The 17267-nt window shown below is 39.4% G+C and carries 16 protein-coding genes; 11 read left to right on the forward strand and 5 right to left on the reverse strand.

Features of this window, described 5'->3' with window-relative positions:
- From GGG_RS0107265 to GGG_RS0107295, 7 genes are all read left to right on the forward strand, one after another.
- A partial coding sequence (locus GGG_RS0107265; RefSeq protein WP_034599082.1) for a YadA-like family protein occupies window positions 1-2300 on the forward strand: 2300 nt, incomplete at its 5' end.
- A 63-nt stretch (window positions 2301-2363) separates the two neighbouring features.
- On the forward strand, window positions 2364-3155 hold the full coding sequence (locus GGG_RS0107270) for an OmpA family protein (protein ID WP_010113461.1): 792 nt from the start codon (window positions 2364-2366) through the stop codon (window positions 3153-3155).
- 35 nt (window positions 3156-3190) lie between these two features.
- A complete protein-coding gene (locus tag GGG_RS0107275) occupies window positions 3191-3610 on the forward strand; it encodes a hypothetical protein (protein ID WP_010113462.1) in 420 nt (139 codons plus the stop codon).
- Window positions 3611-3634: 24 nt separating this feature from the next.
- The gene (locus tag GGG_RS0107280; protein ID WP_010113463.1) at window positions 3635-4057 is read left to right on the forward strand and encodes a hypothetical protein; all 423 of its coding nucleotides are present in this window, start codon (window positions 3635-3637) and stop codon (window positions 4055-4057) included.
- A 347-nt stretch (window positions 4058-4404) separates the two neighbouring features.
- Entirely contained in the window at window positions 4405-6234 is a 1830-nt protein-coding gene (gene ilvD, locus GGG_RS0107285; RefSeq protein ID WP_010113464.1) for a dihydroxy-acid dehydratase, read from the forward strand.
- 251 nt (window positions 6235-6485) lie between these two features.
- Entirely contained in the window at window positions 6486-7841 is a 1356-nt protein-coding gene (locus GGG_RS0107290) for a hypothetical protein (RefSeq protein WP_010113465.1), read from the forward strand.
- Window positions 7822-8109 carry a chorismate mutase gene (locus GGG_RS0107295; protein WP_010113466.1) on the forward strand — a complete coding sequence of 96 codons (288 nt, stop codon included), beginning with the start codon at window positions 7822-7824 and terminating at the stop codon, window positions 8107-8109. Before GGG_RS0107290 ends, GGG_RS0107295 begins: the two co-directional genes overlap by 20 nt.
- Window positions 8110-8160: 51 nt before the next feature.
- Here GGG_RS0107295 and GGG_RS0107300 read toward each other — a convergent pair whose 3' ends face one another.
- Window positions 8161-8943, reverse strand: a complete 783-nt coding sequence (locus GGG_RS0107300) for a helix-turn-helix domain-containing protein (protein WP_010113467.1) — start codon at window positions 8941-8943, stop codon at window positions 8161-8163.
- A gap of 129 nt (window positions 8944-9072) precedes the next feature.
- On the opposite strand from GGG_RS0107300, the gene GGG_RS0107305 reads away from it, so the two are divergent.
- On the forward strand, window positions 9073-10290 hold the full coding sequence (locus tag GGG_RS0107305; RefSeq protein WP_010113469.1) for an MFS transporter: 1218 nt from the start codon (window positions 9073-9075) through the stop codon (window positions 10288-10290).
- A 264-nt stretch (window positions 10291-10554) separates the two neighbouring features.
- Complete coding sequence (locus GGG_RS0107310; RefSeq protein ID WP_010113470.1) at window positions 10555-11298, forward strand: sulfite exporter TauE/SafE family protein; 744 nt, start codon at window positions 10555-10557, stop codon at window positions 11296-11298.
- Between the two features lie 8 nt (window positions 11299-11306).
- Here GGG_RS0107310 and GGG_RS0107315 read toward each other — a convergent pair whose 3' ends face one another.
- A complete protein-coding gene (locus GGG_RS0107315) occupies window positions 11307-12227 on the reverse strand; it encodes a LysR family transcriptional regulator (RefSeq protein WP_010113472.1) in 921 nt (306 codons plus the stop codon).
- A gap of 201 nt (window positions 12228-12428) precedes the next feature.
- On the opposite strand from GGG_RS0107315, the gene GGG_RS0107320 reads away from it, so the two are divergent.
- Both GGG_RS0107320 and GGG_RS0107325 read left to right on the forward strand, forming a co-directional pair.
- Window positions 12429-12704, forward strand: a complete 276-nt coding sequence (locus tag GGG_RS0107320) for a type II toxin-antitoxin system RelB/DinJ family antitoxin (protein ID WP_010113474.1) — start codon at window positions 12429-12431, stop codon at window positions 12702-12704.
- Window positions 12682-12957: a type II toxin-antitoxin system YafQ family toxin gene (locus GGG_RS0107325; protein WP_010113476.1), complete on the forward strand. Its 276-nt coding sequence runs from the start codon at window positions 12682-12684 to the stop codon at window positions 12955-12957. The genes GGG_RS0107320 and GGG_RS0107325 overlap by 23 nt, the downstream gene beginning before the upstream one ends.
- Before the next feature lie 437 nt (window positions 12958-13394).
- On the opposite strand, the gene GGG_RS0107330 is transcribed toward GGG_RS0107325, so the two are convergent.
- The 3 genes from GGG_RS0107330 to ileS are packed head-to-tail and all read right to left on the reverse strand — an operon-like array spanning window position 13395 to window position 17248.
- Entirely contained in the window at window positions 13395-13880 is a 486-nt protein-coding gene (locus tag GGG_RS0107330; protein WP_010113478.1) for a peptidylprolyl isomerase, read from the reverse strand.
- Window positions 13873-14412: a signal peptidase II gene (gene lspA / locus GGG_RS0107335; RefSeq protein WP_010113480.1), complete on the reverse strand. Its 540-nt coding sequence runs from the start codon at window positions 14410-14412 to the stop codon at window positions 13873-13875. The genes GGG_RS0107330 and lspA overlap by 8 nt, the downstream gene beginning before the upstream one ends.
- A complete protein-coding gene (gene ileS / locus GGG_RS0107340) occupies window positions 14405-17248 on the reverse strand; it encodes an isoleucine--tRNA ligase (protein WP_010113482.1) in 2844 nt (947 codons plus the stop codon). Before ileS ends, lspA begins: the two co-directional genes overlap by 8 nt.
- Window positions 17249-17267: the final 19 nt, after the last annotated feature.

The following is a 17267-nucleotide window of genomic DNA, read 5'->3' on the forward strand; positions in this document are numbered from 1 at the left end:
TAATTGATAGCAGTACCAACAAGATTAGTGGTTTGGCAGCAGGTTCATTGGCAGCAGGTTCAACCGATGCAATCAATGGAGGACAGCTACATAAAGGACTTGATTCTGTTAAAGACATTCTTGGTGGTAATGCAACCAATAATTCAAGTGACCCAACGTTGCGTAATATCACAATGAGCAACATTGGTGGAACAGGCAAAGATAACATCAATGATGCGATCCAGTCTGTACTAAGCAATGGTGTTCAATACGACAAGAATGCTGATGGTAGTACCAACTACAACAGTATTACAGCAGGTAACGGCAACGGTACAGCAGCGAGTAGCACTAAAGATGCAACGACAGGCAAGATCACCACAACAGGTGGTACAAGCTTGAATAATGTTGCAAGTGCAGGTGATTACACCAATGTTGCAAATGCTTCTAAAGCTGTAAATGCAGGTGATTTGAACAATGCGGTTACAGATGCGACGAATGCAGCCACTACAAAAGGCTTTGCATTACAAGCAGCGGATGGTAGCAAAGTACAGAAAAACCTAGGTGAAGCTGTAGAAGTTGTTGGCGCAGACAGCAACATCACGACGAAAGTTGTGGGTGGTAAGGTTGCAATTGAGTTGAACAAAAACTTGAACAACTTAACTGGTATCACTGTAAATAACGGTACAGATGGAACGACTGGCTCAACAGTCATTGGTAAAGATGGCATTTCGGTTAAAGACAATGCAGGTAAGACCATTGCTGGTGTAGACAATACAGCTCTTACTGTTAAAGACAGTAGTGGTAATGCTGAAACCAGTATTAACAAAGCAATCAACACTTTAAATACAGCGCAAAGTACATTAGACAACTACGCTGTGAAGTATGATGACAAGTCAGGCGTACCAAACAAAGACAGCGTAACTTTTGCAGGAACAACATCAAGCAGTACGAAAGACGCGACAACAGGCAAGATCACCACAACAGGTGGTACAAGCTTGAATAATGTTGCAAGTGCAGGTGATTACACCAATGTTGCAAATGCATCTAAAGCGGTAAATGCGGGTGACTTGAACAATGCAGTTGTCGATGCGACTGGAAACATTGTCAATAAAGGTTTTGCCTTAACTGCTCAAGATGGACAAACCGTACAGAAGAAATTGGGTGAGTCTGTTGAAGTTGTTGGTGATGACAAAAACATCTCAACTGAAGTGAAGAATGGCAAGATTGCAGTCAAACTAGCTGATAACTTGAATGTTAATTCGTTGACTACAGGCAATACTGTTATTAACAACAGCGGTGTAACGGTTGGTTCAAATGTGACACTAGGTAATACTGGATTGATCATTACCAATGGTCCAAGTGTAACGACAGCAGGCATTAGTGCGGGTAATAAACAAATTACCAATGTTGCGAATGGTGTTAATTCAACAGATGCAGTGAATAAAGGGCAGTTGGATACAGCGATCACTGATGTTCAAAACAAAGTTGATCAAGTTGCGAATAATGCCGTTCAATATGACAATGCAAGCAAAGATTCAGTAACATTATCGAATAACAACGGTAATGGAACAAAACTGAATAATGTTGCTGATGGTTCTATTGCACAGGGTTCTAAAGATGCAGTGAATGGCGGTCAGTTGTGGAATGTTCAACAACAGATTACCAATATTAACAATGGTACTTCTGGTCTTGTTCAACAGGCTGATAAGAATGCACCAATTACTGTTGGTAAAGACACTGGCGGTACGACTGTAGATATGACGGGTACCGAAGGTGCGCGTGTTGTGACTGGTGTTAAAGATGGCGCTGTCAATGCAACTTCTAAAGATGCAGTGAATGGTAGTCAATTGAATAAGACCAACCAGACAGTTGTTGACTATCTTGGTGGTGGTGCTGGTTATGACAATATCACAGGTAGCTTCACGACTGCTCCAAGCTATAATGTTGGTGGTAACACTTATAACAATGTAGGCGGTGCAATTGATGCATTAAATCAAGCGGATCAAACATTAAACAATAAAATTGATAATGTGAATAATAAGCTTGATAACGCATTCCGTGTAACCAACAACCGCATAGACGATGTTGAGAAAAAAGCCAATGCAGGTATTGCAGCTGCATTAGCAATGGAATCGGCACCGTATGTTCCTGGTAAATATACCTATGCGGCTGGTGCGGCATACCATGGTGGTGAGAACGCTGTAGGTGTGACGTTACGTAAAACTGCTGATAACGGTCGTTGGTCTATCACTGGTGGTGTGGCAGCAGCATCTGAAGGTGATCCAAGCGTACGTATTGGTATCAGTGGCGTAATTGACTAATTCACTAGACAAGGAAGGTTTTCGAACCTTCCTTTTTCTTCCCTAATTTTAGAGAGATAAAAAATGAAAGCATTCAACAAAACAATTCTGTTAAGTGTAATCAGTGGTCTAGTGATGTCTTTAAGTCATGCTGCTGAAATAGAAACACAAACAGCTCAAGACATTCATTTTCCAGAACTGAAAGACAGTTATTTAAAACAAGTACCACGTTATGAATATGACAATGTTGCACGATTAGATAAAGGTTTGAGCAAAGATCAAATTCGCCATATTTTGGGCAATCCACAATTCTCTGAAGGCTTATTTGCTGTCAGAACATGGAATTATGTATTAGACATTAGAGAGCCTGATTCAACTCAATATAAACGTTGCCAATTACGTATTGATTTTGATAAACATTATTTATCTGAAAATCTGTATTGGAAAGGTGAAGCTTGCCAAGGTTTAATGGCATGGGGCGTAAATAATCAATCTGATACAGAACAAAGTGTGATTTCTCCTGCAAATCAGACAGCAACGGTTTTATTTTATTTTGATCGTTCTGATAAAAATGGCGTAAAAAACCCAGAAGTCGTGCGTCAAATTGCTGACGAAATTAAGCAGTCAAATGGGAAAACGGTACAAGTTTATGGTTATACTGATCGCTTAGGCTCATTCAAATATAATCAAAATTTATCTCAAGCAAGAACCAATACCGTGACTCAACTTTTAGTTCAGCAAGGTGTAAATGTTGAGCAAATTCAGTTTGAAGCGAAAAATAAAACCGATGCTTATCAACAATGTTCTGGGGTAAATAGAAAAATTCAATTAATAGAATGCCTAGCACCGAATCGTCGCGTTAATATTTCATGGTAAAAGTGATAGAGTTAAACAGGGAATTGGGTAACAGCATGAAAAAAAGACTCGTTGTATTAAGTTTATTGATGAGCATTGTGGGCGTTGCAAAAGCAGAGACAGCATCTGTAATGCAGATTTTACAAAAAACTCCGCAATGGGGCTTGGTGCAAACTGGAACGGCATGTATAGAAACTTATCGTTTTCTACCTTCTGGTGAAGTATTAATTAGTAGTAATCAAGAACGAGTTTCTGGAACGTATAGTTTTATATCGAAAGAAAATAGTTTTGAATTACCAGCTGTTGTGATTGGTTTCCAAACGGATAATCAACAACCTGATTGCACTGGAAGCCGTGAGAATCAAGCAGGGTCGTCAACCACCAACTTTTTAAAGAAAGAATCGGATCAAAAAATCTATTTTTGTATAGATTCACTTGGAAAGAACTGCCCAGTTTATCTTCGTCCAGAACATTAATTTAAATACTTTGAGAAATACGAAATGAAGAAAATAGTATTTGCTGCACTTGGTTTAGGATTGGCTATGCAAGCGCAAGCTTTTGATAAATCACAAGTCAATTTAGCCAACGATTTTTGGGGAATTTGGTCGATTTACAATGCTAAGACGCAATGTACAGAAACCTATCAATTCACCAAGCCTCAACAATTCACCTATACTACGAAACAGAAAAGAATGACGGGTGAGTTTTCTGTACTTAGAAGTAATGATGCCAAAGCTTTAGATATTTTGGCGATGAAAGTGCAAACCGACAATAAAAAAGCAGGCTGTGGCGGACAACCTGTGGATTATACCAATGCTGATATTCGTTTGAGTTTAAGATGGATGTCTGCAAAAACAGCTGAATTATGTACAGACCGCGAAGGCAAACAATGTACAGGTTTGTATTTAATCAAACAGAAGTAATGAATATTTGAATAGATAGGCTTCCTCGGAAGCCTTTTTTATTCGTGAGTTTTGTTTGAATTACTTATATTTATAAAATTTAATTATGCTTTTTTTAAAAATTATTCATATAAGTTTTGTATTGTATTCTCAAATATCGGTTTATATTAGTTTTTAGAATACCCGATTGACAAAATAATCGTTGAAATCATCACAAATCACGATTGTATAAAAACGATCCTGCGTTTGATCATCTGTTACACAACATCTTATAGTATGATGTAGATATATTTCGACTGATTATCAGTTTTATTCCGCCAAAATGAATTATTGAATTCATTTCAGCTCAAATAATGTTGGAAGTAAAAATGCCTGACTATCGCTCAAAAACATCGACACATGGAAGAAATATGGCTGGCGCACGTGGCTTATGGCGTGCGACAGGAATGAAAGATGACGATTTTGGTAAACCGATTATTGCAGTGGTCAACTCATTCACACAATTTGTACCTGGCCATGTACATTTAAAAGACTTAGGTCAGCTCGTGGCACGTCAAATTGAAGCGTCAGGCGGTGTAGCGAAAGAGTTTAATACCATTGCCGTCGATGATGGTATCGCAATGGGGCATGATGGCATGCTCTATTCATTGCCTTCTCGTGATTTAATTGCAGACTCAGTTGAATATATGGTAAATGCACATTGTGCCGATGCAATGGTATGTATTTCTAACTGTGACAAAATCACACCGGGAATGTTGATGGCCTCTATGCGCCTAAACATTCCAGTGGTTTTCGTGTCAGGCGGACCAATGGAAGCGGGTAAAGTGAAAATCCGTGGTAATGAACATGCCATTGACCTTGTTGATGCCATGATTGTGGCTGCTGATGACAGCTTTACCGATGAAGAAGTTGCAGAATACGAACGTTCAGCATGCCCAACCTGTGGTTCATGCTCAGGGATGTTTACCGCAAACTCAATGAACTGTTTAACGGAAGCTTTAGGGCTTTCATTACCGGGCAATGGTTCAACTTTAGCAACGCATGCAAACCGTAAAAAATTATTTGAAAAAGCGGGTCAGTTGATTGTTGAGATTACCAAACGTCACTACGAACAAAATGATTACAGTTTGTTGCCACGTAACATTGCGACGAAAGCATCGTATGAAAATGCCATGACTTTAGACATCGCGATGGGTGGTTCGACCAATACAGTTCTTCACTTATTGGCGGCTGCGAACGAAGCAGAAGTTGATTTCACCATGGATGATATTGACCGTTTATCGCGTAAAGTGCCTGTATTGTGTAAAGTTGCTCCTGCGAAACAAGATGTACATATGGAAGATGTACATCGTGCAGGCGGTATCATGTCGATTTTAGGTGAATTAGACCGTGCAGGTTTACTCGATACTTCTGTGCCTACCGTACATGAGAAAACCTTAAAAGATGCTTTAGATAAGTGGGATATTATCCGTACAGAAGATGAAGACGTATATAACTTCTTTAAATCTGCACCAGGTGGTGTGCCAACACAAACAGCATTCTCTCAAGATCGTTATTATTCACGTTTAGATGGTGACCGTGAAAATGGTGTGATTCGTAATGCAGAACATGCATTCTCTAAAGATGGTGGTTTGGCTGTCCTTTACGGCAACATCGCACTTGAAGGCTGTATTGTTAAAACTGCAGGCGTTGATGATTCAATCTTGAAATTCAATGGTACAGCTCGTGTATTTGAAAGCCAAGATGCTGCTGTGGAATCTATCCTAGCAGGTAAAATTGTTGCTGGCGATGTGGTGGTGATTCGTTACGAAGGTCCACGTGGTGGTCCGGGTATGCAAGAAATGCTTTATCCAACCAGCTATTTAAAATCGAAAGGTTTAGGCAAAGATTGTGCATTATTAACAGATGGTCGTTTCTCTGGTGGTTCTTCAGGTCTTTCAATTGGTCACGTTTCTCCTGAAGCAGCTGAAGGCGGCGCGATTGCATTGGTTGAAGATGGTGACCGTATCGAAATTGATATTCCAAACCGTACCATTCACTTGGCAGTTGATGATGCGACAATGGCGCACCGTCATACAAAACAAGAAGCAAAAGGTTGGCATCCAGCGGAAGAGCGTCCACGTAAAGTGTCTAAAGCTTTAAAAGCGTATGCGATGCATACCACAAGTGCTTCAAAAGGCGCTGTGCGAGAGCTCTAAATCTCGAATCGCAAAAACTTAAAAAATCCAAAAAGCACTCACAAGTTGAGTGCTTTTTTATGGTGATTGACCTAAATGTGTTCATTCATTTGAGAATTAAGACATTGATCATTTTGAGATGAATTGCTATAAAATTTGATGGATTTATTCAGATTGATTTTTTTCAGCATCCAAGGTGAATGGATGATATGCTTGAATGAGTTTCAATCAAATCCTATTTATTTTTAAGCGCTTATTTCGAGGCCCTACACATGTCATTGCTACGCCGTTGGTTTGATCCAATCCGATCGAGTTGGTTTTATCAAAAACCAACCCGTCAAGAGGTGTTATCCACGGAGCATGGGCTGAGTATTTATTTGCGTTTAGACGATGTTTATAGCTATCTTGCAGTACAACAGTTGCCACAACTTGAAGAGATACTTCGGGATGATTTAAAACCATTAAAAGTCATTATTTCGAATACTTCAGCAGAACCCCCCAATGGTATGACTGTAGAGGAATGGCGCACTTATAGTTTAAATGATGCCAAGATTCTCGCGACGCAACATCGTTTTAGTTATGACAATGAAAAACCTGAACAACCGACTCAAGAAGCATTACAACAAGCGGAAATTATTCTAAGAAATACGCCATTAACAGGTCAGAATTTTCTCTATTTACTTGAAGATGTGTTCCATATGTTATGGCAACAACAGTATGGAAAATTACGCACTTTATTCGTTATGGCGAGTAAGCATCAAAAACCACAAAATTTTCCAGAACGTATTTTTAACGATACACCTGTTTTAGAAAGCTACTTTGAATTCGGTGGACGTAAATATCATGCTGTAGATGATTTATTACGTTTAACACGCCGTTTAAAACAACAAAAGGTACTGGTAGATAATCCAATCTTCTTGATTAATCATATCGAATGGCGTGAACATTTGATGAGTGATGCAGAGGAATTGTCAGAAATTCAAGCCATGCATCCTGAATTGGACTTATATATTGCTTTAGAAGATCCTATTAGTTGGCTATTGCTGGCTTATATCAAAGAAGAACTGGCAAATTATTATAATATTCAGTTGAATGTATTCCCTTTAAGTTATCACGGCCGTGACTTTTTTGATTGGAGTTTGGCGACTCGTTTATCCAAACGGACTGAAGTGAAATTCACGCCATTTTGTAGACCAACAAAAGACAGTATTCTGAATATGGCGCAACTTTATTACAGTGTGCCAGAAGAACAACGTGTAGATGCGATGTATGAGATTTTACAAGCTGTTTGGACACGGGGTCAGGATTTGTCTTTTCAAGCACATTTTCAAAAATTACAGCGTGATTTAAATATCGAAAAATTAATTGATCTCGATATTGAAGCGCTATTAAAAAGCAATGATCTTCAATGTGATGAGAAGCATCAACCTGATTTCCCAGTGTTAGAATTAAGAATCGAAGGCAAGCGTTATGTATTTAATAGCTTATATCGTGTTTGGATGATTGAAAGTATTTTTAGTAATGTGTTAGAACAGAAGTATAAAGCTGAGAATGAGCTGGAACGTGCTCAACAAGACTTAGAAGAACAGAACATAGAAGAATCAAATGATGAAAAAAGAGAAGTGTGAATCTTTAGAACAAGTCCGTGAACAGATTGATCAGTTAGATCAACAATTGATTGATATCATCGCAACGCGTCAATTTTATGTCGATCAAGCTGTGCGTTTTAAACGAACTACAGAAGATGCTCAATCTCCTGAGCGTGTGCAACAAGTGATTGATAACGTACGCCAAAAAGCGTTTGAAGTTGGTACAGATCCCGATTTGGTTGAAACCATTTACAGAGCAATGATTCAGCATTTTATACAACGAGAATTAAAAGAAATCAGACCATGATTTGATTTTTTTAGAAAATGAATTGATGCTTTTTTAGAATAAATAGCTCAATTATTCTTTTCTAAAATGTTGTGGTGTATCGCCTAAATGTTTTTTAAACATGGCGCTAAATGCACTCGAACTTCGATAACCCAATGCTTCAGCAATACGAGCAATAGACTCACCACGCGCTAATTTTCCAAGTGCTAAAGCAAGGTGCATTTGTTGGATCCAAGCACGATAAGTCAGTCCTGTGTCTTTCTGAAACAGTCGGATTAAAGTTCGGTTACTGGTGCCAATTTGATCTGCCCATGTATTTAAATCTTTTATATTCTTTGGGTTTTCCAGTAATTCTTCACAAATGGAAATTAAACGAGGGTCATGTGGCCATGGAATTACAATGGGAAATGTTGAAGCCTGTTTAATTTCGTTAAAAATCAAAAGATGCAAAGATTTTTCTACTTCATCATCAAACGAAGCACCGTGTTCACGAACTTCATCAAATTGATTTAACCGCAGTACCAATTCACGTAAAAGATTGGTCATTCTAAGCAAAAAACATTGTTCTCCAATCGGTTGAGATGCTTTTTCTTCGATCAATACGGTGCTTAAACGAATATTACTCAATGAAACAATGCTGTGTTTGATAAAAGCAGGAATCCATAACGCACATTGTGGTGGTACAACCCAAACATGATGTGTGGTATGTACACGAATTGAGCCTTCAGAAGCGTATAAAAGTTGAGCCCGTGTGTGATGATGTAAAGCAATCACACTACGATAGGGATGCTTTCCTCCCATGGCAATGACCAGCTTTTGAGATGTTTCTTCAGCGTTTTCGTCGAACTTTTCCATGGAGTATTGATTTATTTAAGTTGAATATTTGAGCCAATTTTGTCACTTATGCGATGATTATTGGAACTTAGGTGAATAGATGACAAATTAAAATAGCATACTCAAAAGGCAAATGGAGAGCGAAATCTGATGCAATCGCCGACTCAAACACAGCAAGACATCGGACAGGGTCAAAATAAAACACAAGGCATGGTTGCCTCAATTATTTGTGCGGTGGCTGTTGCACATCTATTAAATGATCTCATCCAAGCAACATTACCTGCAATTTATCCAGTGCTTAAACATAATTTTGCGCTGAATTTTGCTCAAGTCGGTCTGATTTCTTTGGTCTATCAAATTACGGCTTCGTTACTACAGCCGTGGATTGGATTGTATACAGATAAACATCCGAAACCATATTTATTACCGCTTGGGATGATTGTGACTTTGCTGGGGATTGGGCTTTTAGCGATTGCACCGAGTTTTTATGTTTTATTGATTGCTGCTGCAATGATTGGCGTTGGATCATCGACGTTTCATCCTGAAGCTTCACGAGTAGCACGTATGGCTTCTGGTGGACGTTTTGGAACAGCTCAATCTGCTTTTCAGGTGGGTGGAAATTCAGGTTCAGCGATTGGCCCATTATTGGCAGCGTTGATAATTGTACCCAATGGACAAATTGCCTCAGCATGGTTCATGTTGTTTGCTTTTATTGCCGTTTGTGTGTTGTTTAAAGTCAGTCAGTGGACGATTCATCATGCACATAAAATGGTGAGTAGTGGGGCAGCTTCTACAGCATATAAACTGCATGGAAAAACCTTATTACGTGCATTGATTGTGATTTCAGTGTTGATTTTGGCAAAGTTCACCTATATCGCAAATTTAAGTAATTATTATACTTTTTATCTCATTCATAAATTTCATGTGCCTTTGCAACATGCACAATTGTATTTATTTGCCTTCTTGGCTGCGGTGGCAGTAGGTACATTTGTCGGTGGGCCAATTGGAGATCGTATTGGTCGTAAAGCGGTTATTTGGATTTCATTCATAGGCATGGTGCCGTTTGCATTGATGATGCCCCATGCCAATTTGTTCTGGACAGTGATCCTTGCAATGTTAGCAGGTATGATTTTATCTTCAGCTTTTGCTGCCATGGTGGTTTATGCGCAAGAGGCTGTACCGGGACGTGTGGGCATGGTCGCGGGAATGATGTTCGGGATGATGTTTGGTATCAGTGGAATTGCTGCAGCAGCACTCGGTGCTTTAGCAGATCGGAATGGGATTGAATGGGTATTTAAGCTGTGTTCTTTTATTCCGCTCTTGGGTTTTGCAACGATATTTTTACCCAAAACGAATGGCAAAAACTGATTAATCTTGATCGAAATAATAAAACCCTGATATTTCTCAGGGTTTTATTATTGGTATGCAATTAAAAATCATATTCACTCATCAAAGCTTAATCTTCCTATATCTTTCAGAACAAGATATTCAACATTCGATATGAAGCGAACCAATTCACTGAACGATGAATCATATAAGCCTCAATTTTTGATTGAGGCTCTATTCTAAAATGAATGATTTTAAGATGGTCATTGATGTTTTAGCATTCGCTTAGAAAATGAGGAATGCACAATGATTGGTTTTGTCGTCGGTGTTTTTGCGATCGCTGGGATGATTAAAGGAACCATTGGCTTAGGTTTACCTGCTGTTTCTATGGGTTTATTGAGTTTGGTGATTAGCCCATTTCAAGCAGCCACTTTATTGATTATTCCTTCCATGGTGACCAATATTTGGCAACTTTTTGCTGAAGGTCATGTTTGGCAATTGGTATGCCGTTTCTATCCGTTGTTACTCGGTATTATTATCGGTTCAATTTGGAGTATTTTTCCGACTTTAGGCCACGCAAACACTAGTTTCCATAGTGAAGCACTATTGGGCGGAATGCTGGCGTTGTATGGGCTATATGGTCTATTTTCAAAAAATATGCCAGATCTTGCACCCTATGAAAAATGGTTATCTCCAATCGTGGGATATTTGGGAGGTGCTTTGACTGTTGCTACAGGTGTGGTGGTGATTCCAGTCGTTCCGTATTTGCAATCCTTACATTTAAAAAGAGATGATTTGGTGCAATCACTCGGTTTGGCTTTTACCGTTTCTACAATTTGTTTAGCTGTATTTCTACATTTAAATCCTGTTGAAAATACACCGATTGATTATAAGTTGTCGTTGATTGCTTTAATTCCTGCATTGGTCGGCATGTGGGCAGGTACCAAGATTCGTTATCGCATTCCAGAACAAAAATTCAGAAAAGTGTTCTTTTGTGGCTTGGTGATTTTTGGTGTGTATTCGGTATTACATCAGTTCGGGGTGGTTTGAGTTTGGCTTTAAGTTTTAAAGTCCTCATCTAAAATCAATGTTGATTTCTGTGATAGTAAAAATTGAGCAAAGTGTTGGTACGCTGTTGGTAATTCATCAAAATTTTGTGCAGCCAAAAGCAGTTGGCGTTTTGCCCATTCACCGACCAAGTCTATTTGATGAAATGTATACAAATGTTTTAAGCGTTGTGCCGCTCGTTTGGGCATGATTGCAATGCCTACGCCGTTGGCAACAACCTGAGCGATTGCGGCAAAATTAGGAAGCCTTAAACGATATTGAATGGCGCAGTTGAGTAGTTTTGCTTGAGTTTCTATCGATTGCTGTAAGGAGTGATATTGCATCAGTCCAACAAAAGGATAATTTAAACTGTCGATGAGCTGTAATTCACTATGTACATTTAATGCATGATCCGCAGGGCAAATCAGAACCAATGGATCATCAAAAAACTCTAAAGTTTGTAGTTGTTGTGAATTAAAGAAACTTGAAATTAATCCTAATTTTGCCGAACCTTTTTCAATGGCTTGAATAATATCATTGCTTTCAGCTTCTTTTAAATCTATGTGTACATGTGGATTTTCAACTAAATATTGTGGCAATAGTGCGGGTAAATATTCACTTTGTGCAGAAGAATTACACCATAAAGTCATTTGTGCTGTGAGACCTTCAGCATAGGGCAACATGGCTTGTTCAAGTTGTTTTCGTTGTTGAATTAACAGTGAAGCTTGTTCAGCAAAAGTTTGACCTGCAATGGTCAGCTTAACGCCAGAAGCATGGCGTGTAAAAAGACTGACAGTGTATTGTTGTTCGAGTTTTTTGATGCGTTCACTGGCGGCTTGTAACGAAATAGATGAGCGCTCTGCACCTTTGGTGAGACTTCCAGTGTCCACGATATGGAGAAAGAGTTGTAGATCAAAGAAGTCAAGGCGCATGATTTTAAGAAGTATAGTGATTTCGTGAGATTATAGCTGAGTTACTGGTTAAGTCATTATTTTCACTATCGTATCCAAATTGGGGTTTCATTTTTAAGAATATACCAATCTGTCAATGTAACATTGTTTAAAAGAAGATCGTTAAGATGAGTTTTGTGTTATTCTGTATCTCATTCGAGATACAGAATAAGGAGTTATATGATGACTTCACAAACGTCTATGTTACATGTACGAATTGATGATGAAACCAAGTTGCAAGCACAGCAGGCCTTAAAAGCGATGGGAATGTCTGTTTCCGATGCTGTACGCATTTTTTTGACGCGTGTGGTTGCTGAACAAGCCATTCCATTTGATATACGTGTACCAAATACTGTAACTGTTTCAGCAATGAATGAAGCCGATGATCTTATTCAGGCGAAAAAAGCACGTTTTGAGACAGTAGAAGGCTTGTTTAATGACCTCGAAAAAAACAGCTAAAGATAAGCGTGCTGTTTTGGCTCGATCATCAGATTATACAAAAGAGTTTTTAGCAGATTGGCAACGGCTTTCTCGTAATGGTCGTTATGATATGAAAAAACTCAAGACAGTGATGATGTTACTCATTGCAAATGATGAGCCTTTAGGGGGTGAGTGGAAAGACCATGCTTTGACGGGCAATTGGACGAATTATCGTGAGTTACATGTTGGCGGAGATTTCTTATTGATTTATCGTAACCTGAGCTTGGGATAAGATATGCTCCCAACTATATGATACGCGGAAATGTCAGTCGCATTGTTCGAGGCAGGTTACATCTGTAATATACTGTTTTTGCAATATATTAGGTACGTGATAGTATCTGTCGAGTTGGCGACTGACAAATGGTTTTGCCTACTTTTCCCGAAAGCCTTGCGAGGTAGTACCTCTCAGGTCGAACCGAAGGTTAATCCTTGCATTAGACTTTAAACGGTGAGACTCCGCTGTGCTTAATCTATCTTTTCAATAGCTTACATCAGAATTTATCCCGAACTGACGTTATCGTATTGAAGCTTTATCTAAATTCGATATGATTGTTTTTGTCCGTGTAGGCACACATAGCGAATTATTTTAAAAACTGATTGATAAAAAAAATTGATAAAAAATTTCCCAACAAAAAAGCTCCCGTAGGAGCTTCTTTTAAACTGATGAATCTACATCAATTTTATGCCTTGCTGACCCGCAGGCGTCACTTTGAAAATTTCAACTTCAAAAGTAATATTTTTACCTGCTAATGGATGGTTAAAATCGACTTCAGTGATGTCATCACCCACCGTTTTTACCACACCAAATAAGCTTTGTTTGGCTTTGTCTTCAAACTCGATCATGTGACCTTCAATAGGACGTTGTTCAAACTTCACAGTATCAAATTTTTGTACATTTTCAGGGTTCCACGGGCCGAAAGCATCTTCAGGAGGAAGGCTAACAGTACGACGGTCACCTGCACGAAGACCAAATAAAGCCTTCTCAAAGCCCGGTAATAAACTACCATCACCCATGACTAAGCTCACAGGTTCTTCACGGCTACGGGTAGTATCAATCTCTACACCATTCTCAATAGCAACAGAAAAGTGTAAGTCTACTTTTGATCCATCTGCGATACGGGTTTCGTCATTTGGATTAATTATTTCATCAGTCATTTTGCGCTTCCGCACGTTGAATACGCTGCTTTTCTAAAAAGAAGGTATCAATTAACAATAAAATTGTACCGAGAGTGATAGCACTATCGGCAATGTTGAATGCAGGAAAGTGGTGATTTTGGTAAAACACATGAATAAAATCAACAACGTAGCCTAAGCTAATACGATCGATTAAATTACCAATCGCTCCACCCAAGATCAATGCAATGGCCATCGGCAAAATCACGGTACTTTTTGGCATACGCAATAGCCAAAAAATAAAGATGATTGAGACAATTCCAGCCAGCCCAGTAAACAAATAATGTTGCCAACCGCCCGCATCGGACAAAAAGCTAAAAGCTGCGCCGTAATTATGCAATAAAGTCCAATTTAAAAAGGGCAGTACAGGTACAGGTTCTGCATAAGTCAGATGTGTACTTGCAATATTCTTTGTCCACTGGTCAATAATGATGGCAAGGACGGAAAGTCCAAGCCACATTAAATTATGAGGATAAAACGGGAATAAGCCCTTTTTACTTTGCGGATTAGGCATATTTTCTCTCTTCGCCTTGACCTGTAGGAAGGTTGATAATACAACGAGAACAAAGACCTGGATGTTCATAATGTGTATTTACATCAGGTAGAACATGCCAACAACGCGCACATTTCTCACCATCTGCCGCAGACACTTTGACACGTAGACCGTCAAGATCTGTTGCTTCACCTTGAGTTTCATCCAATGCATTTACAATCACTTGAGATGTGATTAATACGAAACGAAGCTCATCACCTAACTGGTCTAATACAGCTTTAAGTTCAGCATCTGCCCAAAGTTCTACTTTTGCAGAAAGATTTGAACCGATCAATTTCGCATTACGTGCTGCTTCAATTTGCTTATTCACCGCAGACTTAACTGCGATCAACGTTTGCCAATCTGCTTCAGAAATTAAGTTCGCTGTAGATGCAACTGGAATGTCATACCATTCCGCAGTGAATACATATTTCTCAGACTGTTCTGGAATCAATGGCCAAGCTTCTTGTGCAGTAAAGCTCAAGATAGGTGCCATCCAGCGAACAAAAGCTTGTACCAAATGATACAGCGCAGTTTGTGCCGAATGACGTGCTTTAGAATCTGCTTTAGTTGTGTATTGACGGTCTTTAATGATGTCTAAATAGAAACCACCCAAGTCATTGATACAGAAGTTAGTCAAAGCATTGGTCACGATATGGAAATTCATATCTTCATAAGCTTGTTGAATGGTTTTTTGCACATCAGCAGCACGTTGTAAAATATATTGATCAATCGCGATCAATTGATCTACAGGCAATGCATCTGTTGATGGCTTGAAACCATTTAAGTTCGCCAACAAGAAACGTAAAGTATTACGAATACGACGATAACCATCAGATGCACGGCTAAAGATTTCTTTACCCGCCGTCATTTCATAACGGTAGTCAGCCGAAGCAATCCAGAAACGTAGACCATCCGCACCCATATCTTTAATGATGTCTTGAGGTGTGATGATATTTCCGATCGATTTTGACATCTTACGGCCTTTCTCATCCACGACGAAACCATGAGTGAGCAAGCCTTTATAAGGCGCACGTTTGTTAATCGCAACCGATGTTAATAATGAAGATTGGAACCAACCACGATGTTGATCTGAACCTTCTAAATATAAATCAGCAGGATCAGTCAAATCTTCACGTTCACGCAATACCGCATAATGTGTTGTACCTGAGTCAAACCACACATCCAAAGTATCACGTACCGCATTGTACTGTTCAGCATCAGCCCCGATAAATTCACTTGCATCACGGTTATACCAACCGTCGATACCTTCTTGTTCGATCAGTTTAGCAACTTCTTCGATCAGTTCAGGTGTGCGAGGGTGCAACTCATGCGTATCTTTATGCACGAAGAATGGAATTGGTACACCCCAAGTACGTTGGCGTGAGATACACCAGTCTGGACGACCATCAATCATCGATTGGATACGGTTTTTACCCCAATCAGGAACAAAATCGATATCATTTTCAATGGCATTTAATGCATCTTGGCGTAAACCTTTGGCATCCATGCTGATAAACCATTGTGGTGTCGCACGGAAAATAATCGGTGTTTTATGACGCCAGCAATGTGGATAGCTATGCGTAATCGCAACATGCGCCCAAAGTTTACCCGCAGTGCATAAAGCTTCAATAATTTGCGGATTGGCTTTATAGATATGCTCGCCTGCAAAAATCGGAGCTGTAGGTAAATACACACCATTACCGCCGACTGGATTATCAACCGTTAAATTGTATTGTAAACCGACTTTATAATCGTCTACACCATGACCAGGTGCTGTATGTACTGCACCTGTACCACTGGTTGCAATGACATGTTCACCTAAAATCACAGGCACTTGGCGATCTGTAATGAGCGGATGTTGTAACTGTAAGTTTTCAAGTTTAGCACCGACAAAATCAGCTAAAACTTTTGGATTTTCAAGTTTATAACGCTCACATGCAGAACTAACTAAATCTTTGGCTAAGATTAAGTTATGTGTACCACGATCAGATTGGATTTCGACCAATTGATATTCAATTTCAGCATGAAGTGCAACAGCTTGGTTGGCTGGTAGCGTCCAAGGCGTCGTTGTCCAAATGACAACGTCTGTTGGATTACTAACGGTTACACCAACTTTTGCAGATAAATCAGCAAGATCAACGACACCAAAGCCAACATCGATGGCATCTGATTTCTTATCTTGATAATCAACTTCAGCTTCAGCAAGTGCAGAACCACAGTCTAAACACCAATTCACTGGTTTAAGACCTGGCTCGATATGTCCTGCTTTGGCAATTTCGCCCAATGCACGAACAATGTCTGCTTCTTGTTTGAAGTTCATGGTCAGATAAGGATTGTCCCAATCCCCAAACACGCCCATACGCACGAAATCTTTTTTCTGTAATTCGATTTGTGTATTGGCATATTCACGACAAGCTTTACGGAAAGTCGATGCATCCACTTTAACGCCAACTTTACCGACTTTTTCTTCAACTTTAAGTTCGATAGGAAGACCGTGACAGTCCCAACCCGGAACATAAGGCGCGTCAAAGCCATCCATCACACGACTTTTGATAATGATGTCTTTGAGGACTTTATTCACCGCATGACCTAAGTGGATTTGACCATTGGCATATGGAGGGCCGTCATGGAGCACATATTTTTTCTTGCCAATACGCGATGCACGAATCTGCTGATAAATATTGTCGGCATACCACTCTTCTAACCATTTCGCTTCACGTACTGCAAGATTTGCTTTCATTGCAAATTCAGTACCTGGGAGGTTTAGTGTGGCTTTATAATCCACAGCATTTTCAGGAGTTTGCTTATCGCTCATGCAAGTTGTCATCCAATAT

Origin of the sequence: Acinetobacter sp. P8-3-8, from assembly GCF_000214135.1 — a bacterium.
Classification (GTDB): domain Bacteria; phylum Pseudomonadota; class Gammaproteobacteria; order Pseudomonadales; family Moraxellaceae; genus Acinetobacter.